Origin of the sequence: Oleomonas cavernae (genome assembly GCF_003590945.1) — a bacterium.
Taxonomy (GTDB): domain Bacteria; phylum Pseudomonadota; class Alphaproteobacteria; order Zavarziniales; family Zavarziniaceae; genus Zavarzinia; species Zavarzinia cavernae.
This window is the reverse complement of the sequence record NZ_QYUK01000016.1, coordinates 305,221-326,982: the sequence shown is the minus strand read 5'-3', so window position 1 is coordinate 326,982 and position 21,762 is coordinate 305,221. Positions and strand designations below refer to the sequence as shown.

Genomic DNA, 21,762 nt, shown 5'->3' with positions numbered 1-21,762 from the left:
GAGGCCGCATAGCTGGCCGTGTCTGTGCCGTTGCCGCCCTGCAGCGTGTCGGCGCCAGCGGCGCCTCGCAGCGTGTCATCGCCGTCGCCACCGCTCAGCGTATTGGCGCCGGCATCGCCGGTCAGGCTGTCGTTGAAGGCGGACCCGAGCAGGTTCTCGATCCCGTTCAGCGTGTCGCCCTGGGCGTCGCCGCCCGTCCCGGCGCCGTTGAGCGTGACATTGACGGCGGCAGCGGAGGCAGAGTAGTCCGCCAGGTCTGTACCGTTGCCGCCGACCAGCGCGTCGGCGCCGGCACCCCGCGCAGCGTGTCGTCGCCGTCGCCGCCGGTCAGGGTGTTGGCCGCGGCATCGCCGGTGAGCGTGTCGTTGAAGGCCGACCCGACCAGGCTCTCGATGCCGCTGAGCACGTCGCCCGCCGCATCGCCGCCCGATGCCGCGCCGTTGACCGTGACGGTGATGGCGGCGGCAGAAGTCGAATAGTTCGCCGTGTCGGCGCCGGCACCGCCGGCCAGGCTGTCGGCACCGCCGCCGCCGCGCAGCGAGTCGTTGCCGTCGCCGCCGGTCAGGGTGTTGACGCCGGCGTCGCCGATCAGCGCGTCGTTGAAGGCCGACCCGGTCAGGTTCTCGATGCCGCCGAGCACGTCGCCTGCGGCGTCGCCGGACGTTCCCGTGCCGTTAACCGTGACGGCAACGGCCGCCGCGGCGGTCGAATAGTCCGCGAGGTCGGTGCCGTTGCCGCCGGCGATGATGTCAGCGCCTGCGCCGCCGCGCAGGGTGTCGTTGCCGTCGCCGCCGGTCTGGACGTTGGCGGCGGCATCGCCGATCAGCGTGTCGTTGAAGGCGGAGCCGATCAGGCTCTCGATGCCGCTGAGCACGTCGCCCGCCGCGTCGCCGCCCGAGGCGGCGCCGTTGACCGTGACATTGACGGCGGCGGCCGAGGTCGAATAGTCCGCCGTGTCGCTGCCGTTGCCGCCGGCCAGGGTGTCGGCGCCGGCCAGCCCGCGCAGGATGTCGTTGCCGTCGCCGCCGCTGAGGAGGTTGGCGCCGGCGTCACCGGTCAGCGTGTCGGAGTTGGTCGAACCGGTCAGGTTCTCGATGCCGCTGAGCACGTCGCCCTCGGCATCGCCGCCCGATGCCGCGCCGTTAACCGTGACCACGACCGCGACGGAAGAAGTAGTGTAGCTCACCCTGTCGATGCCGGCACCGCCGTCAAGCACGTCGGCCCCGACGCCGCCCTGGAGCGCGTCGTCGCCATTGCCGCCGGTCAGTACATTTGCTCCGGCATGGCCGAACAGGATGTCGTCGAAGTTGGAACCGATCAGGTTCTCGATGGAAATGAGCGAATCGCCCTCCGCATCGCCGCCCGTGTTCACGTTGGTCAGCAGGTTGACCGACACGGCCGCGGCCGAGGCGGCGTAGGTGACCGTGTCCGCGCTGAAGCCGCCGTTCAGTACGTCGGCGGCGCCCAGGCCGGCCAGTATATCGGCGCCGCTGCCGCCGCTCAGCACATTGGCACCCGCGTCGCCGGTCAGAACGTCATTCTGGCCGCTGCCGGTCAGGTTCTCGATCGAGGTCAACGTATCGCCGTCGGCCTCACCACCGCTGGCGGCGCCGGTCGACAGATTGACCGTGACCCCTGCGGTCGATTCGGCATAGCCGGCGGTGTCGATGCCGTTGCCGCCGTTCAGCACGTCGGCCGCGTTGCCGCCTTCCAGGTAGTCGTTGCCGTCGCCGCCGTTCAGCGTGTCGGTGCCGTTGCCGCCGGTGCCGGCGAAGTTGTCGCCGAAGAGCTGGTCGTTGGCGGCGGCGCCGTTCAGCGTGTCGTTGCCGCCGCCCCGCCCAGGATGCTGTTCACGCTGGCGTTGGCGGTGAAGACGTCATTGAAGCCGGAGCCCACTACCCACTCGAAGCCGCTGAGCGTTGCGCCGCCGGTGCCGGCCCGGCTAAGGTCCCGGCCGTCAGGTTGACGGTGAGCCCGGCACCCCAGACCCGGCAGTCCAAGAGGTCGGCGCCGCCGGCGCCGCCGTCCAGCGTGTCGCTGCCGCTGCTGATCTGGATGTAATCATTGCCGTTGCCGCCCTGGATCACATTGTGGCCGCTGTCGCCGGCGAGCTGGTCTTCGAAATTGGAGCCGGTGAGGTTCTCGAAGCCGCTCATCGTGTCGCCGGCCGCCTCGCCGCTGCCGGCGAAGGCATTCAGGGCGACCTGCACGCCGGCGGTGGCGTTGGCATAGGTCAACGTGTCGATGCCGGCACCGCCGGACATGGCGTCGGCGCCGGCCCCGCCGGCGATGACGTCGTTGCCGCCCAGGCCCTGGAGCGTGTCATTGCCGGCCAGGCCGTTGAGGATGTCGATGCCGTCGGGATTGGCGGCATCACCGACATTGGTGCCGGTCAGGGTGTCGTTGCCGGCGGTGCCGTTGATCGTCTGAGTCATGATTACTGCTCCCTGAACGTAAGCCATGGCGATCGGCCGGCGTCCCTGCGGCATGGACAACGGCCAAGCCGATCCCCGGTGATCGGGCTGGGGGCAAAGTCGGCGCGCGGCGCCCATGTCTGCGGCTATGAGGCCACCGACGGGCAACCGTCTGCCTGATGCCTGGCGCTGATATTCCCCCGCCCCTGTGCGATGCAATCACCGGAAGATCGCATGATGCCAGTCTACATCGATCCAGGGAGGATTGGCGGTGCTTGGCGCCCATTTTGGGCACCAAGCACCACCCGCCGGGGGCCGGCGGAAAGCCGCCGGGGCAGAGAGGGTCAGCGGGGCCGGGCGCGCCGCAACGCCCGGCCCCCTCCACCTCAGACCAGGGAGAAGTCCGAGAGGGAGAGCTCGAGAGGCTTGTCGGTCAGGACGGCGAACTGGGTCAGCGTGTCGGTGTCGCCCTCGTGGAAGTAGAGGCGGCCCGAGGTGGTCTGGTAGAAGAACACGTCGCCCGACAGACCGGCGGACGAGGTGCCGTTGACCACCTCGACGCCGCCGTCGATGCCGAAGCCGGACTGGTCGACCTGGATGAGGTCGCCGCTCTCCCAATCCTCGATGCGGTCGGTGCCCTCGCCCAGGGCGTGGAACACGAAGCTGTCCGCGCCCAGGCCGCCGAACAGGCGATCCATCCCGGCACCGCCATCGAGGATGTCCGTGCCGTCGCCGCCCTTCAGCGTGTCGTCGCCGAGAAGCCCCGACAGGGTATTGTCGGCGGCATTGCCGGTGATCGAGTTGCCCAGGTCGTTGCCGGTACCGTCGGTGCCGCCGTCGGCCAGGGTCAGGATCTCGACATTGTCGGTCAGCGTATAGGAGACCGAGGCCGTCACGCGGTCGCTGCCCTGGCCGGCCAGTTCGGTGACCACGTCGCCCAAATCGTCGACATAGTAGCTGTCGCCGCTGTCGCCGCCCGCCATGGCATCGGCCCCTTCGCCGCCCACCAGGCGATCGGCCCCGTCGCCGCCGGTCAAGCTGTCGTTGCCCTCGCCGCCGATCAGCTCGTCGGCGCCGCGGCCGCCGTCGATCGTGTCGGCACCGGCCCGGCCTTCCAGCTTGTTGGCGGCGTCGCTGCCGATCAGCTCGTCGTCGAAGGCGGTGGCGACGATGCCCTCGACGTTGCGGATGACATCGCCTTCCGCATCCCCGCCCGAGTTGGTGCGCAGGTCGAGGTTGACGAAGATCGCCGCGTCCGAGGCGGTGTAATAGGCGCGGTCGACGCCGTCGACGCCGTTGATGTTGTCGGCCCCGGCCCCGCCGGTCAGCAGGTCGTCGCCATCGTTGCCCACCAGCCGGTTGTCGGCCCCGTCGCCCACCAGCGTGTCGCCGAAGACCGAACCCACCAGGTTCTCGACGCCGCTCAACTGGTCGCCCAGGGCCTCGCCCGCGGTGCCATTGCCGGTCGCCAGGCTGACCGAGACGCCGGCTGCCGCGGCGGCATAGCTTGCCGTGTCGATGCCGCCGCCGCCGGTGAGCGTGTCGGCCCCGGCGCCGCCTTCCAGCCGGTTGTCGGCGCCGTCGCCGGCCAGCGTGTCGTCGAAGGCGGAACCGATCAGGCTCTCGATCCCGCTCAGGCTGTCTCCTTCAGCATCGCCGCCGCTGCCGGGCCCGCCGCCGATGGCGACGGCGACCCCGACGAGCGAGTCGCGGTAGTCGATGGTGTCGAAGCCGTTGCCGCCGGCCAGGACGTCAGCCCCGGCCCCGCCGTGCAGCGTATCGTCGCCGTCGCCGCCGGACAGCGCGTTGGCGCCGGCATCGCCGGTCAGCGCGTCGTCGAAGGACGAGCCGACCAGGTTCTCGAAGTTCAGCAGGGCGTCGTTCTGGGCGTCGCCACCGCTGGCCGTGCCGTTCACCGAAACGGTGACCCCGGCGCTCGACCCGGCGAAGCTGGCCGTGTCGACGCCGTTGCCGCCGTCCAGGGAGTCGCGGCCGGCGCCGCCCACCAGGGTGTCGTCGCCGTCCATGCCCTTGAGGATGTCGTCGCCCTCCAGCCCGGTCAGCAGGTTGGCGACGGCGTTGCCGGTGATCGAATTGTCCAGGCTGTTGCCCGTGCCCTCCGCCGCCGTGCCGGACAACAGCAGGATCTCGACATTGTCGCCCAGGGTGTAGGAGATGGTCGAGGTTACCCGGTCGCTGCCCTGGCCGGCCAGTTCGGTGACGACGTCGCCGGCATCGTCGACCTCGTAGCTGTCGTCGCCGATGCCGCCCGTCATCGCGTCGGCCCCGGCATCGCCCAGCAGCTTGTCGTTGCCCTCGCCGCCGGTCAGGTTGTCGCCGCCGTTGCCGCCCAACAGCGTATCGGCCCCGCCGCCGCCGCTCAGCGTGTCGTTGCCGTCGCGGCCTTCCAGGCGGTTCACGCCGGCATCGCCGGTCAGGCTGTCGGCGAAGGACGAGCCGACCAGGTACTCGATGCCGGTCAGCATGTCGCCCGCGGCGTCGCCGCCCGACGCGGTGCCCGCGCCGAGATCGACCGCCACCGCCGCGGCGGAGCCGACATAGGACGCGCGATCCATGCCGGCGCCGCCGATGATCGTGTCCGCCCCGGCCCCGCCCAGCAGGTTGTCGTCGCCGCCACCGCCATTCAGGACATTGGCGCCCGAGGTGCCCGTCAGCGAGTCGCCGAAGCTGGAACCCAGCAGGTTCTCGATGCTGTTGAAGGTATCGCCCGCGGTGTGGCTGCCGCCGAAAGCGGTTCCCGCGGCCAGGTTGACCTGCACGGCAGCATCCGAGTTGTCGTAGGATGCCGTGTCGCTGCCGTTGCCGCCCTGCAGCGCATCGGCCCCGCCACCGCCGCGCAGCGTGTCGTCGCCGTCGCCGCCGGCCAGGACATTATTGCCGCCTTCGCCCTGCAGCGTGTCGTTGAAGGCCGACCCGATCAGGTTCTCGATGCCGGAGAGGATGTCCCCCTGGGCATCGCCGCCGGACGCGCCGACACTGATCCAGATATTGACCGCGGCGCTCGACGCCGAGTAGTCGGCGGTGTCGATGCCGTTGCCGCCCTGGATGCTGTCGCCGCCGCCCAGGCCTGCCAAGGTGTCGTTGCCGTCGTTGCCCGACAGGACGTTGCCTACTGCGCTGCCGGTCAGCGTGTCGTCGAAGGCGGAGCCCAGCACACTTTCGATGCTGTTGAAGGTGTCGCCCGCGGTGTGGCTGCCGCCGGTGGCGGTTCCCAAGGCCAGGTTGACCTGCACGGCGGCACCCGAATTGTCGTAGGATGCCGTGTCGTTGCCGTTGCCGCCCTGCAGCGCATCGGCCCCGCCGCCACCGCGCAGCGTATCGTCGCCGTCCCCGCCGGCCAGCACGTTATTGCTACCTTCGCCCTGCAGCGTATCGTTGAAGGCGGATCCGACCAGGTTCTCGATGCCGCTCAGTACGTCGCCCTCGGCATCGCCGCCGGAGGCGCTGACGCTGATCCAGATGTTGACTGCGGCGCCGGAGGCCGAATAGTCGGCGGTGTCGATGCCGTTGCCGCCCTGGAGGCTGTCGCCGCCGCCCAGGCCGGCCAGGGTATCGTTGCCGTCGCCGCCCAGCAGGCCGTTGGCCACCGCGCTGCCGGTCAGCCCGTCGGCGAAGGCGCTGCCCAGCAGGCTCTCGATCCCGGAGAGGATGTCACCCGCGGCATCGCCGCCCGAAGCGCTGACGTTGACGACGATGTTGACCCCGGCGGTGGAGGCCGTGTAGTCGGCGGTATCGATGCCGTTGCCGCCCTGGATGCTGTCGGCGCCGCCCAGGCCCGCCAGGATGTCGTTGCCGTCGTTGCCGAGCAGGCCGTTGCCTGCCGCGCTGCCGGTCAGCGTGTCGGCGAAGGCGCTGCCCAGCAGGCTCTCGATGCCGGAAAGGACGTCACCCGTGGCATCGCCGCCCGAGGCGCTGACGTTGACGACGATGTTGACCGCGGCCGAGGAGGCCGAGTAGTCGGCGGTATCGATGCCGTTACCGCCGATCATCTGATCGGCGCCGCCGCTACCGCCGAGCAGGTCGTTGCCGTCGGCGCCATCGAGCACGTTGGCGCCGGCACCGCCGGTGAGGAAGTCGTTGAAGGCGGAACCGAGCAGGTTCTCGATGCCCGACAGCGTGTCGCCCTCGGCAAAGGCACCGAACCCCAGGCCGGTTGTCAGATTGGCGTTCACGGCCGCGGTGGATAAGGCATAGGTGGCCGTGTCGATGCCGTTGCCGCCGATCATCTGATCGCTGCCGCCGCTACCGCCGAGCAGGTCGGCGCCGTCGACGCCATTGAGCACGTCGGCGCCGGCGCCGCCGGTGAGGAAGTCGTTGTAGATGGAACCGATCAGGCTCTCGATGCCCGCCAGCGTGTCGCCCTCGGCAAAGCCACCGAACCCCAGGCCGGTTGTCAGATTGGCGTTCACGGCCGCGGTGGATTGGGCATAGGTGACCGTGTCGATACCATTGCCGCCCTGCAGGCCGTCGGCCCCGGTCCAGCCGTCGATCAGGTCGTTGTCATCGCCGCCGTTGATCACGTCGTTGCCGGCACCGCCGTTGATCTGGTCGATGCCGGCACCGCCGTTGATCTGATCGTTGTCTTCGTTGCCGTTGAGCAGGTCGTCACCGCCGGCGCCGTCGAGCAGGTCGTCGCCGGCGGCGCCGGTGAGGACGTTGGCGACGGCGTTGCCGGTCAGGAAGTCATTGTAGATGTACCCTGTCAGATTCTCGATGCCGGTAAGCGTGTCGCCCTGGGCGTCACCGCCGCTGCCGGTCCCCGTGGTCAGGTTGACGTTTACCGCTGCCGACGAACCATAGTAGCCGGCCGTGTCGATGCCGTTGCCGCCGTTCAGCGCATCGCCGAGGACGCCACCCTCCATGTAGTCGTTGCCGTCGCCGCCGTTCAGCGTATCGGCGCCGCCGTTGCTGGCATCGACGACGACGTTGAGGAAGCTGTCGCCCAGCAGCGTGTCGTTGCCATTGCCGCCGTTCAGGGTGTCGGCGCCATTGATGCCCCCCATCGTATTGCCGACGTTGAGGTAGCCAGTGAGGATGTCGTTGAAGCCGGAGCCGATCACGGTTTCGAACCCGGAGAAGGTTGTGCCCAGGATGGCGCCGCCGCCGACGCCGGTCTCCAGGTTGACGGTGATCGCGCCGCCGGCGCCCCGGCCGTCGAGGAAGTCGCCGCCGTCGCCGCCGTTCAGGCTGTCGGCGCCGGCGGAGACCTGGATGATGTCGGTGCCGCCCAGGCCGTTGATCACATTGGCGCCGCCGTCGCCGGCGAGGATGTCGTTGAAGTTGGAGCCGACGAGATTCTCAAACCCGACAATCGTGTCGCCGACCGCTTCACCGCCAAGGCCGGGGCCGTTCAAGACGACCCACATGCCGCCGGCGGCATTGGCGAAGCTCAGCGTGTCGATGCCCGCGCCGCCATTCATGTTATCACCGCCCGCACCACCCTCGATGACGTCGTTCCCGCCCAGGCCGACCAGCGTGTCGTTGCCGGCGCCGCCGTTGATGATGTCGATGCCATCGGGATTGCCCGGGTTGCCGGGATCGGTGCCGGTCAGGGTGTCGTTGCCGGCGGTGCCGTTGATCGTCTGAGTCATGTTGGCTCTCCCTTTGCCATGGCGGGGCATTCGCGCAAGGCATGGCCCTGCGTGCTGTCGGAGCGTCCGCGCCGATTGTCATCGATCCGCATGGGGGGAACGGGTCGCTACCAGCCACCGCCCATTTTGGGTAGAGACAAGATGATGCAACCGCGCGTGATTTTGTAGATCCAGACCACAATGAAATTTGGGTCCAGAGGGCTTTTCATGGTGCCACGGGGCAGTTTTCCATGGTGCCAGGGCGAAATCGGGCGAGAGCCGTCTTCCGATTTATTGAGTCACGTCATCCCCGCGCAGGCGGGGATCCACCGCCGGGGCATACTGGAGCGGATCCGGCCTGCCACAGCCGTGGATCCCCGCCTGCGCGGGGATGACGTATTTCAGCTTTTAGGAAAGCCGCCTTAGCGCGTGGGGACGGGGGTCTCGCCGCGGTAGTCGTAGAAGCCGCGGTTGGTCTTGCGGCCCAGCCAGCCGGCCTCGACGTACTTCACCAGCAAGGGGCAGGGCCGGTACTTTGAGTCCGCCAGGCCCTCGTGCAGCACCTGCATGATCGACAGGCAGGTGTCGAGGCCGATGAAGTCGGCCAGTTGCAGCGGGCCCATGGGGTGGTTGGCGCCCAGGCGCATGGCGGTGTCGATGGCATCGACCGAGCCCACGCCCTCGTAGAGGGTGTAGACCGCCTCGTTGATCATGGGCAGCAGGATGCGGTTGACGATGAAGGCCGGGAAATCCTCGGCCGAGGTCGGGGTCTTGCCGATGGCGACGGCGAATTCCCGGACCGTGTTGTAGGTCGTCTCGTCGGTGGCGATGCCGCGGATCAGCTCGACGAGCTGCATCACCGGCACGGGGTTCATGAAATGCAGGCCCATGAAGCGTTCGGGCCGGTCGGTGATCGCGGCAAGCCTCGTGATCGAGATCGACGAGGTATTGGACGCCACCAGGGCGCTGTCTTTCAGCTTGGGACACAGCGCGGTGAAGATCTGCTTCTTCAGCGCCTCGTTCTCGCTGGCGGATTCGATCGCCAGGTCGACGACGCTGAACTGGTCGAGATCGTCGGTCGGCATGATGCGCTTCAGCGCGACGTCGCGATTGGCGGCGGTGACCGTGCCCTTGGTCACCTGCCGGTTCATGTTGCCGCGGATGGTCTCGAGCGCGGCCTGTGCCCGCTCGAGACTGACATCCATCAGGAACACGTCGTAACCCGCCAACGCACAGACATGGGCAATGCCGTTGCCCATCTGGCCGGCACCGATGACACCAATCGTCTTGAGCGCCATTACCTTGATCCCGTCTGTGCGTCGTGCGTGCTTGAGCCTAGCCGATTGGTTGCGTTACTTCGACAGTTCCGCTTCCAGCTCGGGCAGGATCTTGAAGAGGTCGCCCACCAGGCCATAGTCGGCGACCTGGAAGATGGGGGCTTCTTCATCCTTGTTGATGGCGACGATGACCTTGCTGTCCTTCATGCCGGCCAGGTGCTGGATGGCACCGGAAATGCCGACGGCGATGTAGAGCTCGGGCGCCACGATCTTGCCGGTCTGGCCGACCTGGTAATCGTTGGGCACGAAGCCGGCGTCGACCGCGGCGCGGCTGGCGCCGACAGCGGCACCCAGCTTGTCGGCGATGGCATCGAGCAGGTGGAAATTGTCGCCCGACTGCATGCCGCGACCGCCCGAGACGATGACGCGGGCCGCAGTCAGTTCCGGCCGTTCCGACTTCGACAGTTCGGCGCCGATGAAGGTCGACAGGCCGGGGTTGGCAACCGGGGCCACGGCCTCGATCGAAGCCGAACCGCCGTCGACCGCACCCGCCGGGAAGGCGGTGGTGCGCACGGTGATGACCTTCTTGGCATCCGACGACTGCACGGTGGCGAGCGCGTTGCCGGCATAGATCGGGCGCACGAAAGTATCGCCCGAGACGACCTTCACGATGTCCGAGATCTGTGCGACGTCGAGCAGGGCAGCGACGCGCGGGGTCACGTTCTTGCCCGAGGTGGTGGCCGGCGAGACGATGTAGTCGTAACCGGGCGCCAGGGCGACGATCAGGGCCGCCAGGGGTTCCGCCAGGCGGTTGGCATAGGCCGCGTCGTCGGCGGTCAGGACCTTCGCGACGCCGTCGATCTTGGCAGCCTCGGCGGCAACGCCGGCGATGCCTGACCCGGCGACCAGCAGGTGGATGTCACCACCGATGGCCTTGGCGGCGGAGACGGCGTTCAGGGTGGCGGGCTTGTACGACTGGGCGTCGTTTTCGGCAATGACGAGGATCGCCATGATCAGATCACTCCCGCTTCGGTCTTGAGCTTGGCGACGAGTTCGGCGACATCCTTGACCTTGATGCCGGCGGAGCGCTTGGGCGGCTCCTCGACCTTCAAGGTCTTCAGGCGCACGGCGATGTCGACGCCGTAGTCGGCCGGGGACTTGTCGGCCAGCGGCTTCTTCTTCGCCTTCATGATATTGGGCAGCGAGGCATAGCGCGGCTCGTTCAGGCGCAGGTCCGAGGTGACGATCGCCGGCAGCTTCACCGTGATGGTCTCCAGGCCGCCGTCCACTTCGCGGGTCACGTCGGCGGAGCCGTCGTTGATCACGATCTTGGAGGCGAAAGTGCCCTGGGCCCAGCCCAGCAGGGCGGCCAGCATCTGGCCGGTCTGGTTGCAGTCGTCGTCGATCGCCTGCTTGCCGACGATGACCAGGCCCGGCTGCTCCTCGGCCACCACGGCGGCCAGCAGCTTGGCGACGCCCAGCGGCTGAACCTCGTCGTCGGTCTTGATCAGGATGCCGCGGTCGGCGCCCATGGCCAGCGCGGTGCGGATGGTTTCGGAGGCACCCTGCGGGCCGATCGAAACCACGACGATTTCGGTCGCCTTGCCGGCTTCCTTGAGGCGGATCGCCTCTTCGACGGAGATTTCGTCGAAGGGGTTCATCGACATTTTTACATTGGCGAGGTCGACGCCCGAACCGTCCGCCTTGACGCGGATCTTCACGTTGTAGTCGACCACCCGCTTGACGGGTACCAGGACCTTCATTGGACTATCGCTCCGCCCTGTTCTTAAGGAACACTTGGTGACCAGGGCCGCCTGGCCCGAGGGTCAGCAATAGAGGAGGCCCGCAACAGACCTGCCCATTTGCCGCGCCGCACCATATGAAGCGGTTGCGGCCGTGTCAACGAACCGCAACCAAGCGCGCCACCCCCGAGGCCTGGTGGCCACCGTGGCGAGCAAGAATGGCAGGGAATTCCGCCTTGGCAAGGCGCCGCGACGGACAGTCGCGGGCTTGGCGCATTTATGACTACACGACTTTGGGAGGGGGATGGCTATGTCTTGCGCAGAATCTCGATATCCGGTCGGCCTGCCGGCGCACTGGCGGGCCGTGTTGAGGGTGTTCCTGCTGTCGCTGCTGGGCAGCATGGTCGGCTCCCTTTCCGCTCCCGCCCTGGCCCTGACCGAGGAAGCCGTCAGCCTCGGCCTGCTCCAGGGCACGCTGGCGTTGCCGCCTCTGGCGGCGGGGAACCGCGTGCCGGCTGTGCTCATCCTGGCCGGTTCCGGCCCGGTCGATCGCGACGGCAACCTGCCCGGCATGATCAACAACAGCCTGCGCCTGGTGGCGCACGGCCTGGCCGAACAGGGGATCGCCTCCCTCAGGGTGGACAAGCGCGGCATCGCCGAAAGTGGGCCCGCCGGCCCGCGGGAGGAGGATCTGCGCTTTCAGACCTTTGTGGACGATGCCCTGGCCTGGGCCGAAAGCCTGCGGCAGGACCCGCGAATCGGACCGATCTACCTGCTGGGGCACAGCGAAGGCGCGCTGGTCGTGACCCTGGCGGCACAGAAGGCGCCGAAGGGCAGCGTGTCCGGCCTGATCCTCCTCGCCGGCGCGGGTCAGTCGGCGGCGCAGGTGATCGAGCGCCAGCTTGCCGAAATGGGTGTTTCGGCGGCCCTGCAGGCCGCCTCGAAGCACATCACCGACGAACTGGTCCAAGGGCGCCATGTCGCCGATGTGCCGCCGGACCTGGCGGCGCTCTACCGGCCCAGCGTGCAGGACTACCTGATCTCCTGGCTGCCGCTGGATCCGGCGGCGGAACTGGCCCGCACGGACGTGCCGGTGCTGATCGTCCAAGGGACGATCGATATTCAGATCTCCGTGGCGGACGCCCGCCTGCTGCAGGCGGCGCGGCCCGATGCGAAGCTGGTCCTGATCGAGGGCATGAACCATGTGCTGAAGCGGGCCCCGGCGAACCGGTTCTTGAACCGGCAGACCTATGCGATCCCGCTCCTGCCCCTGGCCGATGGCCTCCTGCCCGCCATTACCGACTTCATCGGTGGCCGGTAGGGCGACCGCCTAGCGGTTGGCGCCATCGGCGGCCCCGTTGTCGTTGAGGTGGCGGGCCAGGACAAAGAGATGGTCGGAGAGGCGGTTGACATAGCGCAAGCCGGCCATGTTGATAGCCTCCACCTCGCTAAGCGCGCTGATCGCCCGTTCGGCGCGCCGCTCGCTGTTTGATGGCGTGCAGGTGGTCCCCATATACAATCGGCCATCTCAATGTTTGCGGCGGGTCTGATGACATTTTCCCGACGGGTTGCTCTTCTGTTCGGCATCGGTTTGGCGGTGTGGGATGTCGATCCGTCATGGCTCCTAAAGACCGAGCCGATTGAGCGCGACGACTTTGCTGCCGCCCGACGCCATCTCAAGCCCCTGGCCCGTTCCGGCAACGCGACTGCACAGGGGGCCATCGGCCTCATCTATGCGGATGGCCTGGGCGTTGGGCGAAGTCCCGCGGCGGCGTTCCGCTGGACCAAGAAGGCGGCCGACCAGGGGCATCCCGTGGCGCAGCGCCAATTGGCGCGGCTTTACTTCGAGGGCTGCGGCGTCAAGCCGGATGACGCCAAGGCGCTGTCGTGGCTGAGCAAAGCAACCGAGCAGGAGAACGCGGCAGCGCTTTGCGATCTCGGCGTCGCTCATCTCGAGGGCAGGGGGCTACCCCAGGACGACGCTCGGGCCCGGCAATATTTCGAGCAGGCCGCAGCCCTGGGCGAGGCTGAGGCGCTATGCCATATCGGTTTCATGCGTTGGCAGGGCCGCGCTTTCCCGCGCGATGCCTTCCGCGGTCGCGACCTGCTGCTGAAGGCAGTCGATATGGGATCGGTTCTCGCCGCCTACCGCATGGGGTTGATGAGCGAGGCCGGAGAGACGCCGGTGTCAGATCCGGCACAACCGCACAACTGGTTTCGCTGGGCCGCCGAGCGCGGCCATTCGGCGTCGCAGCAGCGGCTGGCGGGCCTGGCGCTGGCGGGCGAGGCGGGCCACCGGCCGAACCCGGAGAAGCCTACAAGTGGTCTAGTCTGGCCCTGCGCATGCTGCCGGCCGGCACGATGCGCGACCAAGCCCAGTCCACCCTTGAGGAAGCCCGTCGACAACTGGGCACGATCGGACGCCTCGTCGCCTGGCGCCGCGCCATGATCTGGCAGCCAATCACCAGTGCGGACCTGCGGCGCTATGCCTGAACAGGGTGATCAGCGGTTGGCGCCGGGCACCCACAGGACGTCGGCGGCGCCATCGTCGTTGAGGTGGCGGGCCAGGACGAAGAGATGGTCGGAGAGGCGGTTGACGTAGCGCAAGGCCGCCATGTTGATCGGCTCCACCTCGCCAAGCGCGCTGATCGCCCGTTCGGCGCGCCTGGCCACGGTGCGGGTCAGGTGGGCGAAGGCGGCGGCGCGGCTGCCGCCCGGCAGGATGAAGGAGCGCAGGGGCGGGATCGCCGCATTCATGGCGTCGATCTCGCCCTCAAGCCTTGTCACCTGGGCCTCGACGATGCGCAGGGCGCCGTCGATGCCGTCGGGGGTGGCGAGGTCGGCGCCCAGGTCGAACAGGTCGTTCTGGATCCGGCCCAGCATGGCGTCGACCGTCGCGAGATCGGTGGTTTCCAGGCGCAGCAGGCCGATCGTGGCATTGAGCTCGTCGACCTCGCCGTAGGCCGCGACGCGCAGGGCATGCTTGGGCACCCGGCTGCCGTCGACCAGCGAGGTCAGGCCCTTGTCGCCGCCGCGGGTATAGATGCGGTCCAGCTTCACCATCACTTGGAGCCGAAATAGAAGGCGAGCAGGATCAGGATGATCGCCACCGCCTGGGCCAGAACGCGGTACTGCATCAGCTTGTTCGACAGCCGACGGTCACCGCCGCCGCGCACCAGCACGGTGACGCCCACGGCCAGGATCACGACGACCACCACGAGGGCGAGGGGGATGAGGAAGGAGAATGCACCGGACATGTGGCTGATATAGCGCGAAGGGCCGGCGGCGGAAAGGGAGGCTGCTTAAACGTCGCGATCAGAGAGGGCGGCGGAGGGATAGCAGCGTGCTATTGCCGCCCGGATCTGGCGGATCAAGCCTCCCGGCAAGGGACCATAAAGACACGTTTCCGGTCGCTGCGGCACCGGCTGGAGATCAAACCCGGGCCAAGTGAAGACGTTCAGATCATCGACGATTACCCACGAGCGATTGCCGTCGAGGCCCAAACGTTTTTTGGTGAGGGGCCAGATTTCGACGGCGGCGGCGGGATCGGACGGAGGGGTGTGGGTGATAGGGGCGACGGTGACGATGAGGCGCCCGCCATTGTCACGTGCCGTCGCAAGCACGATGGCGCAGGGACGGTTCTTTGCGCCTTCCCGCTGACCGGCTGCGTATTCCTGCCGCCAAACATAGGCATAGGCGATGACGTGGCCCACCTTGGGCGCCGGGATTTCCATCCCCGACAGTCCCGATCAGGGCGCTTCGTCGTTGAATGCCTCGAATGCGGGATCGATGGGCGCCGTCAGTATCGCCCGGACGAATTCCTCTGGCAGTTCCTTGAGGTGGAAAGCCTCACGCTCCCGCCGCTTCAACAGGCGATAGTGTTCGTATTCGGCTGGCGACAGGAGATACACCTCGGGTACGCCGTGACTGGTCACCGCGATAGGCTCGTGCTTCGCGGCATCCTTGTATCGGCCGGGCCGGCGAATGAATTCCGTGGCAGGAACCGTGATGGCCATGGCGAGCTCCTTTCACACAAAATACGAAATCTTCGAAGTTTTCGCAATGTGTTTGGATCATGCCCCCTTGGCGCAAACAGGATGATGGCGGTGCCGGTCAGGCAGACCGCGCCGCCGATCAGGTCGAAACGGTCGGGCCGCGCGCCCTCGACCAGCCAGAGCCAGAGCAGCGAGGCGGCGATGTAGATGCCGCCATAGGCGGCATAGGCGCGGCCGGCGAAATCCGCTTCCACGCGGGTCAGAACCCAGGCGAAGAAGGCCAGGCAAAGCAGGCCGGGGACCAGCCACAGGATCGACTTGTCTTGCCGCGCCCAGGCCCAGAAGGCGAAGCAGCCGCCGATCTCGGCGACGGCCGCCAGCGCGAACAGGCCGATCGAGAGCACCGCGCCGCTTACTGCGCCGCCGTCGGCACGCCGCGCGTGGTCGAATATTCGAAGTGCAGCACCTTGTCGGGGAAGACCAGCGGGTGAATGGCATGGGCCGCCGCGGCGGCTTCCGCGAAGCCCGACAGGATCAGCTTGAGCTTGCCGGGATAGGTGGCGATGTCGCCGATGGCGAAGATGCCGGGGACACTGGTGGCGCTGTTGCGCTGTTCGACCGCGATGTGATTGTGATCGAGGCCCAGGCCCCAGTCGGCGATCGGCCCCAGCGTCATGGCCAGGCCGTAGAAGGGGAGGAGGACATCGGCCGGGATCACGCGCTTCTGCCCGTCCAGGGTCGCCACCCGCACGCCGTTCAGGATGCCGCCGTCGCCTTCCAGGCCGTCGAGCTGGTAGGGCACCACCAGGTCGACGGCGCCGGCCTTGGCCAGGTCGTCGAGCTTGCGCAGGGATTCGGGCGCCGCGCGGAATTTGGGCCGGCGGTGCACCAGGCTGACGCTCTCGGCCACCTCGACCAGGCTCAGGGCCCAGTCGACGGCGGAATCGCCGCCGCCGGCGATGACGATCTTCTTGTCGCGGTAATCCTCGCGCCGGCGCACCAGGTACTGGACCGTCTTGGCCTCTTCATAGGCCTCCAGCCCGTCGAGCGGCGGGCGATTGGGGCCGAAGGCGCCGCAGCCTGCCGCCACGATCACCGCCCGGGCCTCGACCACGGCGCCCTTGGAGGTGCGCAGGCGGAACCCGGCCTCCTGGGTGCCGAGGTGGGTCACCTGCTGGTCCAGCAGGTAGTAGGGCGCGAAGGGGGCGGCCTGGATCTCCAACTGCCCGATCAGGCCCTGGCCGTCGATCGCGGGATGGCCGGGAATGTCGTAGATCGGCTTTTCCGGGTAGAGCGCGGTGCATTGCCCGCCCAGGGCATCGAGGGCATCGATCACCACCGCCTTCATGCCCAGCATGCCCGCCTCGAACACGGCGAACAGGCCGACGGGGCCGGCGCCGATGATGGCGACATCGGTGGTGATGACTTCGGACATGCTGCTTTCCAATCCCAAGGCGCGAAGGGCGCCACCATGGCGCCACGATTGCCTCAATTCAAGCTTCGGGCACGTCGATCCAGTTGACGCCCCGTTTCAGCTTCTTCTCCCCCTCTCCGCCGCTTGCGGGGGAGAGGGAGGGGCCCGTCGCGTCAGCGATGGGAGGGTGAGGTGGTGGCGGGAACAGACGCGCCTTACGCCGACCACCCACCTCACCCAACCCTCTCCCCCGGAGGGCGGAGAGGGCTACTCCGCCCTACCGCCCGCGCCGTACCCGGGTCGGGCGCACCAGGTGCTCCAGCCAGTTGGCGAGGTCGCGGTGGCGATCGGCGGGGGCGATGGTCTGGTGGTCGACGCCCAGTTGCCAGGCCAGCGCCGTGTCCTGTGGATCGGCGTGGAGGCCATCGTAGAGGGCGATGATGCGGGCCAGTTCCGCCTCGTCGTGGACGAAACCGTTGGCGACCATCACCGGGCCATAGCGGCGCAGCACCGCGGCCATCTCGCCGAAGGAATATTCCGGGTGGTACTGCACGCCCCAGAAGGTGCCGCCGTCATGGGCGATCTCGGCCGCCTGGACCTCGCTCAACTCGTTGCCGGCGAGCACGGTCATGCCCTCCGGCCGGGTCTCGACCTCGTCGAGATGGACGCACAGCGCGTCGTAGACCGGCGGCCGGCCGGCCAGCAGCGGGTGGGCGCGGCCGGCCTCGTTGACCAGGATCTTGCGCGCGATGCCGATCTCGCGGCCCTGGGGGTTGGCGCGCACGCTGCCGCCGGCCGCCACGGTCGCCACCTGCAAGCCCCAGCACGAGCCGAACATGGGCGTGCCCGACCGGAACACATTGCGTGCCAGGTCGACCTGCGGCTCGATCTGCGGCCCGCCGTTGTAGACGTTGAGGGCAGAGCCGGTGATGGCGACACCGTCATAGGCGGCGAGTTCCGAGACACCGGGCAGGTTCGAGCCGGGATCGGCGGGATAGCAGATGTCGATCGCGGCCTCGGGTGCCAGGTCCTGGAGCACGGCGGCATAGCCCTCGCCCGATGCCGTACCGCCCGAGGCGACGGCGCGGGCGCGGCCGGCGGCGGTGTTGCCATCGACGACGAGCAGGCGAAGGGCAGGCTTGGTCATGGTCTTATCCGGCGGCGGCGGCAAGGTTGCCCAACTGGGCGGCGCGGAAGATGCGCTCCATGTCGGCGGCCTTGGCCACCCGCGGGTTGCTGCCCGTCGAGGGGTCGTGTTCCGCCATCACCCCGATCTCGGCGGCCCGGTCGGCCGGCACCTTGATCTCGGCCAGGCTGTGGGGCACGCCCAGGGCCTTGCGCAGGTCGAGCACGTAGGCCAGCACGGCGTCGAAGGTCGCTTCCTTCAGGTTCAGGGCACGGGCCAGATGGGGCATGCGGTCTTCGATCGCCGGGCGGTTGAAGACCATCACATAGGGAAGGATCACGGCATTTGCCAGGCCGTGGTGGGTGTCGTAGAGCACGCCCAGCGGATGGGCGATCGAATGGGTGGCGCCCAGGCCCTTCTGGAAGGCGGCGGCGCCCATGCTGGCGGCGGCCAGCATGTTGGCGCGGGCCTCGATATCGTCGCCACGGGCTACCGCGCGGGGCAGGTATTCCTTGATCAGGCGCATGCCTTCGACCGCGATGCCGTCGGCGATGGGGTGGAAGCCCGGCGCACTATAGGCCTCGAAGCAATGGGTGAAGGCGTCGATGCCGGTCCAGGCGGTGATGTGGGGCGGCAGGCCGACGGTCAGTTCCGGGTCCGAGATCACCACCACGGGCAGCATCTTGGGGTGGAAGATGATCTTCTTTTCCTGGGAGGCGGCATTGGTGATGACTGCGGCGCGGCCCACTTCGGATCCCGTGCCCGCCGTGGTGGGCACGGCGACGACGGGGGCGATGCCGGCGGGGTCGGCGCGGGTCCACCAGTCGCCCACGTCCTCGTAATCCCACACCGGGCGGGTCTGGCCCGACATGAAGGCGATCAGCTTGGCGATGTCGAGGGCCGAGCCGCCGCCGAAGGCGACGACGCCGTCGTGATGGCCCGCCTTGTAGACCGCGAGGCCGTCGTCGAGGTTCGCCTCCACCGGGTTGGAGCGGACATCGGCATAGAAGCCGGGATTGAGCCCGGCGGTCTTCAGCACGGCCATGGCCCGGGCGGTGATATCGGTCTGGGCCAGGCCCTTGTCGGTGACGAACAGGGGGCGCTTGATCCCGGCGGTGGCGCAGGCATCGGCCAGCTCGGCGATGCGCCCCGGGCCGGCCAGCACGCGGGTGGGGTAGTTCCAGGCGCCTTTCAGGGTGGCGGTCATGATGGGTTCTCTTTTCGTCTCACTTCGCCCTGTCGGCGAAGGGTAGCCCTCTCCGCCCTTCAGGGGGAGAGGGTGGGGTGAGGTGGGTGGTTGGCATAGGGCAATGCGGCCCGCCGACCACCTCACCCTCCCGCCGCCTTCGGCGTCGGGCCCCTCCCTCTCCCCGCACGCGGCGGAGAGGGGATGTCGACCGAGACGGTCATCAGATCACCGTGCGCAGGTGGAAGCTTTTGGGCCTTGTCAGGTACTCGTAGCCGACGCGCGACAGGGTGGCGCCGCGGCCAGTATCCTTTACCCCGGTCCAGGCCAGGGCAGGATCGAGATAGTCGCAACGGTTCATGAACACGGTGCCGGTCTCGAGGCGGTCGCCGATCGACTCGGCGGCTTGCGCATCCGAGGTCCAGATCGCGGCGGTCAGGCCGTAGGGGCTGTCGTTCATCAGGGCGATCGCTTCCTCGTCCGATTTCACCTTCATGATGCCGGCGACCGGACCGAAGGTTTCCTCGGTCATCACCCGCATGGCATGGTCCACCTCGATCAGCACCTGGGGCGCCAGGTAGGGCGTGCCCGGGCATCGCGCTCGAACGTCTTGGGATCGATCAGGGCGCGGGCGCCGCCGGCCAGCGCTTCCGCCACCTGGGCGCGGACGAAATCGGCAGCACTGGCCCGCACCATCGGCCCTAGGTTGGTCGCCGGATCGGTCGGGTCGCCCAGGCGGTATGTCCGCGCGAGGTCGACGACGCCCTCGACGAAGCTGTCGAACAGGGTTTCGTGGACATAGACCCGCTCGATGCCGCAGCAGCTTTGCCCGGAATTGAAGAAGATACCGTCGGCGATGTTCTCGATGGCGTGGGCCAGATTGGCATCGGCCCGGACATAGGCCGGGTCCTTGCCGCCCAACTCAAGGCCCGCGGTGGCGAAGCCGCCCCCCAGCGCCTCCACCACCGCATGGCCGCCGGCGACCGAGCCGGTGAAGCAGACATGGTTCACCCGGGCGTCACCGATCAGGCGCGCGGTGTCGGCATGGGACAGGTCCAGGTGCTGGAAGGTGCCGGGCGGCAGGCCGGCCGCGTCCAGCGCGGCCTGGAAACGGTCGGCGACCAGCGGCGTCTGATGGCTGTGCTTGCAGATCACCGCATTGCCGGCGGCAAGGGCAGGAATGATCGCGTTCACCGCGGTGAGATAGGGGTAGTTCCACGGCGCCACCACGGCGACGACGCCCAGCGGTACCCGCTTGACCGAGCGGATGAAACCCGTCTTGGGGCCGGGATCGAGCGGCGACAAGGCGGTCGAGGCCTGGGCCAGCATGTAGCGGGCGCGTTCTTCCAGGCCGCGCACCTCGCCCGGGGTCTGGGAGACCGGGCGGCCCATCTGCCAGGTGATCTCGGGCGCGATCTGGGCGCCGGCCGCGACCAGGTGATCGATCGCCTTGCCCAGGATCTCCAAGCGGGTCTCGAGCGGGATGGCAGCCCAGCCGGCCGCGGCTTTCGCCGCCCGTTCGAGAACGGCTTCGATCTGGCTGTGGACCGCCAGCGGCCGTTCGACATAGACGCGCCCGTCGACCGGGCTGATGGTGCGGAGCATGGTGGACATCAGATGATCTCGAAGTAACGGGCCAGTTGCCAATCGGTGATCGCGCGCTTTGCCTCGCGTTCTTCCCACAGCCTTGTGGCGGCATAATGGTCGACGAAGGCATCGCCGAAGAGGTCGCGGGCGGCTTTCGACTTGGCCAGGCGGCCGGCCGCATCGGTCAGGGTGCGCGGCAACTGCCGCCTGGTGGCATGCTTGATCGCATAGGAATTGCCGGTGATCGGGGCATCGGGCTCGATCTTGTTCTCGATCCCCCACAGGCCCGAGCCGATGGCAGCGCTGAGCGCGATATAGGGATTGATATCGGCCGCCGCCACCCGGTATTCGACCCGCTGGCTTTTCGCCGAGCCGGGAATGATGCGCAGGGCGCAGGTGCGGTTTTCCACCCCCCAGGTGGCGTCGGTCGGCGCCCAGAAGCCGGGGATCAGGCGGGTGTAGCTGTTCACCGTGCAGGCGACCATGGCGAGCAGTTCGGGCATCAGGGCCTGCTGGCCGCCGACGAACCAGCGCATGGCATCGGACATGTTGTGTGGCTTCTTGGCGTCGTGGAACACCGCCTTGCCGTCCTTGCCCTGGAGCGAGACGTGCAGGTGGCCCGACTGGCCGGGCCAGTCGTGAGACCATTTGGCCATGAAGGTCGCCATCAGCCCGCGCTTCTGCGCCAGGACCTTGGTGAAGGTCTTGAACAGGGCGCCGCGGTCGGCCGCCTCCAGGGCTTCAGAGTAATTGAGGGCTGCTTCCAGCACGCCGGCGCCGGTTTCCGTGTGCAGGCCTTCGATCGGCATGCGCATGGCCTCGCACATGGCCAGCAACTCGGCGTAAAACTCGGCATGGACGGAGGAGCGCAGGACGGAGTAGCCGAAGAAGCCGGGGGTGAGGTTCTTGAGGTTGCGGTAGTGCTTCTCGCGCACCGAATGGGGCGTTTCTTCAAACAGGAAGAATTCGAACTCGGCGGCAGCGGTCACCTTGAAGCCATGGTCGGCGGCGCGGGCCAGGACCTTGCGCAGGGTGCCGCGCGGGCACACCGCCTCCGCCCCTTCCGCAAACTCGGCCAGGAACATCACCATGTTGCCCTCGCCCGGCACTTCGCGGCAGGTTGCGGGCAGGACGCGGACCGGCGCATCGGGATAGGCGGTGTGCCAGCCGGTGTAACTGACATTGTCATAGAGCTGGTCATGGCTGTCCCAGCCCAGGACCACGTCGCAGAAGCCAAAACCGCTGTCGAGCGCCGAGAAGAACTTGTCTCGGCTCATGTACTTGCCGCGCATGATGCCGTCGACATCGAACACGCCGACCTTCACGTGGGTCAGGCCCCTGGCCTCGACGATGGCGCGTGCGTCCTTGGCCGACTTGACTTCGCCCGGCTGCATCCATTCCTCCCGACTATCGTTTTTGCTAGGCAAGAA

The 21,762-nt window shown here is 68.0% G+C and carries 20 protein-coding genes and 2 pseudogenes; 2 read left to right on the top strand and 20 right to left on the bottom strand.

Annotation, left to right across the window (positions count from 1 at the left end; all coding sequences use genetic code 11):
• Positions 1 to 26: 26 nt before the first annotated feature.
• The 8 genes and pseudogenes from D3874_RS32310 to D3874_RS26760 all read right to left on the bottom strand — a co-directional run.
• Positions 27 to 161: pseudogene (locus D3874_RS32310) on the bottom strand (hypothetical protein); the annotation flags it as partial.
• Between the two features lie 5 nt (positions 162 to 166).
• Positions 167 to 1,816 carry a beta strand repeat-containing protein gene (locus tag D3874_RS26790; protein WP_274380660.1) on the bottom strand — a complete coding sequence of 550 codons (1,650 nt, stop codon included), beginning with the start codon at positions 1,814 to 1,816 and terminating at the stop codon, positions 167 to 169.
• 79 nt (positions 1,817 to 1,895) lie between these two features.
• A complete protein-coding gene (locus D3874_RS32305) occupies positions 1,896 to 2,087 on the bottom strand; it encodes a hypothetical protein (RefSeq protein WP_408900003.1) in 192 nt (63 codons plus the stop codon).
• 159 nt (positions 2,088 to 2,246) lie between these two features.
• Positions 2,247 to 2,435: pseudogene (locus D3874_RS32300) on the bottom strand (calcium-binding protein); the annotation flags it as partial.
• A 365-nt stretch (positions 2,436 to 2,800) separates the two neighbouring features.
• The gene (locus tag D3874_RS26775) at positions 2,801 to 8,026 is read right to left on the bottom strand and encodes a beta strand repeat-containing protein (protein WP_158596242.1); all 5,226 of its coding nucleotides are present in this window, start codon (positions 8,024 to 8,026) and stop codon (positions 2,801 to 2,803) included.
• A 401-nt stretch (positions 8,027 to 8,427) separates the two neighbouring features.
• Entirely contained in the window at positions 8,428 to 9,303 is an 876-nt protein-coding gene (locus D3874_RS26770) for a 3-hydroxybutyryl-CoA dehydrogenase (protein WP_119782754.1), read from the bottom strand.
• Positions 9,304 to 9,357: 54 nt separating this feature from the next.
• Complete coding sequence (locus tag D3874_RS26765) at positions 9,358 to 10,293, bottom strand: electron transfer flavoprotein subunit alpha/FixB family protein (protein WP_119782753.1); 936 nt, start codon at positions 10,291 to 10,293, stop codon at positions 9,358 to 9,360.
• A 2-nt stretch (positions 10,294 to 10,295) separates the two neighbouring features.
• On the bottom strand, positions 10,296 to 11,045 hold the full coding sequence (locus tag D3874_RS26760; protein WP_119782752.1) for an electron transfer flavoprotein subunit beta/FixA family protein: 750 nt from the start codon (positions 11,043 to 11,045) through the stop codon (positions 10,296 to 10,298).
• Between the two features lie 289 nt (positions 11,046 to 11,334).
• Between D3874_RS26760 and D3874_RS26755 the strand changes: the two genes are divergently transcribed.
• Positions 11,335 to 12,345, top strand: a complete 1,011-nt coding sequence (locus tag D3874_RS26755) for an alpha/beta hydrolase (RefSeq protein WP_199699379.1) — start codon at positions 11,335 to 11,337, stop codon at positions 12,343 to 12,345.
• Between the two features lie 9 nt (positions 12,346 to 12,354).
• Here the strand turns inward: D3874_RS26755 and D3874_RS26750 are convergent, their stop codons facing one another.
• The gene (locus D3874_RS26750) at positions 12,355 to 12,537 is read right to left on the bottom strand and encodes an ATP:cob(I)alamin adenosyltransferase (RefSeq protein ID WP_119782751.1); all 183 of its coding nucleotides are present in this window, start codon (positions 12,535 to 12,537) and stop codon (positions 12,355 to 12,357) included.
• An 18-nt stretch (positions 12,538 to 12,555) separates the two neighbouring features.
• On the opposite strand from D3874_RS26750, the gene D3874_RS26745 reads away from it, so the two are divergent.
• Positions 12,556 to 13,473 (top strand): tetratricopeptide repeat protein, encoded by a 918-nt coding sequence (locus tag D3874_RS26745; protein ID WP_119782750.1) that lies wholly within the window; start codon positions 12,556 to 12,558, stop codon positions 13,471 to 13,473.
• 53 nt (positions 13,474 to 13,526) lie between these two features.
• On the opposite strand, the gene D3874_RS26740 is transcribed toward D3874_RS26745, so the two are convergent.
• The 11 genes from D3874_RS26740 to D3874_RS26695 all read right to left on the bottom strand — a co-directional run bounded on the left by D3874_RS26740 (position 13,527) and on the right by D3874_RS26695 (position 21,726).
• Positions 13,527 to 14,087, bottom strand: coding sequence for a cob(I)yrinic acid a,c-diamide adenosyltransferase (locus D3874_RS26740; protein WP_119782749.1), 561 nt, complete (start codon positions 14,085 to 14,087; stop codon positions 13,527 to 13,529).
• Positions 14,087 to 14,281, bottom strand: coding sequence for a twin transmembrane helix small protein (locus D3874_RS26735; RefSeq protein WP_119782748.1), 195 nt, complete (start codon positions 14,279 to 14,281; stop codon positions 14,087 to 14,089). The genes D3874_RS26740 and D3874_RS26735 overlap by 1 nt, the downstream gene beginning before the upstream one ends.
• 45 nt (positions 14,282 to 14,326) lie before the next feature.
• A complete protein-coding gene (locus D3874_RS26730) occupies positions 14,327 to 14,758 on the bottom strand; it encodes a type II toxin-antitoxin system PemK/MazF family toxin (RefSeq protein WP_119782747.1) in 432 nt (143 codons plus the stop codon).
• A gap of 15 nt (positions 14,759 to 14,773) precedes the next feature.
• Positions 14,774 to 15,040 (bottom strand): type II toxin-antitoxin system Phd/YefM family antitoxin, encoded by a 267-nt coding sequence (locus D3874_RS26725; RefSeq protein ID WP_119782746.1) that lies wholly within the window; start codon positions 15,038 to 15,040, stop codon positions 14,774 to 14,776.
• Positions 14,956 to 15,423: a YnfA family protein gene (locus tag D3874_RS26720; RefSeq protein WP_119782745.1), complete on the bottom strand. Its 468-nt coding sequence runs from the start codon at positions 15,421 to 15,423 to the stop codon at positions 14,956 to 14,958. Before D3874_RS26720 ends, D3874_RS26725 begins: the two co-directional genes overlap by 85 nt.
• A gap of 8 nt (positions 15,424 to 15,431) precedes the next feature.
• Positions 15,432 to 16,454: an NAD(P)/FAD-dependent oxidoreductase gene (locus tag D3874_RS26715; protein WP_199699378.1), complete on the bottom strand. Its 1,023-nt coding sequence runs from the start codon at positions 16,452 to 16,454 to the stop codon at positions 15,432 to 15,434.
• A 256-nt stretch (positions 16,455 to 16,710) separates the two neighbouring features.
• Entirely contained in the window at positions 16,711 to 17,580 is an 870-nt protein-coding gene (locus D3874_RS26710) for a type 1 glutamine amidotransferase (protein WP_119782890.1), read from the bottom strand.
• A 4-nt stretch (positions 17,581 to 17,584) separates the two neighbouring features.
• Positions 17,585 to 18,766, bottom strand: coding sequence for an iron-containing alcohol dehydrogenase (locus tag D3874_RS26705; protein WP_119782743.1), 1,182 nt, complete (start codon positions 18,764 to 18,766; stop codon positions 17,585 to 17,587).
• Positions 18,767 to 18,968: 202 nt separating this feature from the next.
• Positions 18,969 to 19,310 (bottom strand): aldehyde dehydrogenase family protein, encoded by a 342-nt coding sequence (locus tag D3874_RS31415; protein ID WP_274380652.1) that lies wholly within the window; start codon positions 19,308 to 19,310, stop codon positions 18,969 to 18,971.
• The gene (locus tag D3874_RS26700; RefSeq protein ID WP_274380651.1) at positions 19,304 to 20,359 is read right to left on the bottom strand and encodes an aldehyde dehydrogenase family protein; all 1,056 of its coding nucleotides are present in this window, start codon (positions 20,357 to 20,359) and stop codon (positions 19,304 to 19,306) included. Before D3874_RS26700 ends, D3874_RS31415 begins: the two co-directional genes overlap by 7 nt.
• Positions 20,359 to 21,726, bottom strand: a complete 1,368-nt coding sequence (locus D3874_RS26695; protein WP_119782742.1) for a glutamine synthetase family protein — start codon at positions 21,724 to 21,726, stop codon at positions 20,359 to 20,361. Before D3874_RS26695 ends, D3874_RS26700 begins: the two co-directional genes overlap by 1 nt.
• Positions 21,727 to 21,762: the final 36 nt, after the last annotated feature.

Coding starts and splice junctions, on each gene's coding strand:
- D3874_RS26735 (WP_119782748.1), bottom strand. CDS start 14,281: ATGTCCGGTGCATTCTCCTTCCTCATCCCCCTCGCCCTCGTGGTGGTC.
- D3874_RS26695 (WP_119782742.1), bottom strand. CDS start 21,726: ATGCAGCCGGGCGAAGTCAAGTCGGCCAAGGACGCACGCGCCATCGTC.
- D3874_RS26740 (WP_119782749.1), bottom strand. CDS start 14,087: ATGGTGAAGCTGGACCGCATCTATACCCGCGGCGGCGACAAGGGCCTG.
- D3874_RS26775 (WP_158596242.1), bottom strand. CDS start 8,026: ATGACTCAGACGATCAACGGCACCGCCGGCAACGACACCCTGACCGGC.
- D3874_RS26765 (WP_119782753.1), bottom strand. CDS start 10,293: ATGGCGATCCTCGTCATTGCCGAAAACGACGCCCAGTCGTACAAGCCC.
- D3874_RS26770 (WP_119782754.1), bottom strand. CDS start 9,303: ATGGCGCTCAAGACGATTGGTGTCATCGGTGCCGGCCAGATGGGCAAC.
- D3874_RS26715 (WP_199699378.1), bottom strand. CDS start 16,454: ATGTCCGAAGTCATCACCACCGATGTCGCCATCATCGGCGCCGGCCCC.
- D3874_RS26745 (WP_119782750.1), top strand. CDS start 12,556: ATGTTTGCGGCGGGTCTGATGACATTTTCCCGACGGGTTGCTCTTCTG.
- D3874_RS26760 (WP_119782752.1), bottom strand. CDS start 11,045: ATGAAGGTCCTGGTACCCGTCAAGCGGGTGGTCGACTACAACGTGAAG.
- D3874_RS26730 (WP_119782747.1), bottom strand. CDS start 14,758: ATGGAAATCCCGGCGCCCAAGGTGGGCCACGTCATCGCCTATGCCTAT.
- D3874_RS26750 (WP_119782751.1), bottom strand. CDS start 12,537: ATGGGGACCACCTGCACGCCATCAAACAGCGAGCGGCGCGCCGAACGG.
- D3874_RS26755 (WP_199699379.1), top strand. CDS start 11,335: ATGTCTTGCGCAGAATCTCGATATCCGGTCGGCCTGCCGGCGCACTGG.
- D3874_RS26710 (WP_119782890.1), bottom strand. CDS start 17,580: ATGACCAAGCCTGCCCTTCGCCTGCTCGTCGTCGATGGCAACACCGCC.
- D3874_RS26700 (WP_274380651.1), bottom strand. CDS start 20,359: ATGTCCACCATGCTCCGCACCATCAGCCCGGTCGACGGGCGCGTCTAT.
- D3874_RS26725 (WP_119782746.1), bottom strand. CDS start 15,040: ATGGCCATCACGGTTCCTGCCACGGAATTCATTCGCCGGCCCGGCCGA.
- D3874_RS26705 (WP_119782743.1), bottom strand. CDS start 18,766: ATGACCGCCACCCTGAAAGGCGCCTGGAACTACCCCACCCGCGTGCTG.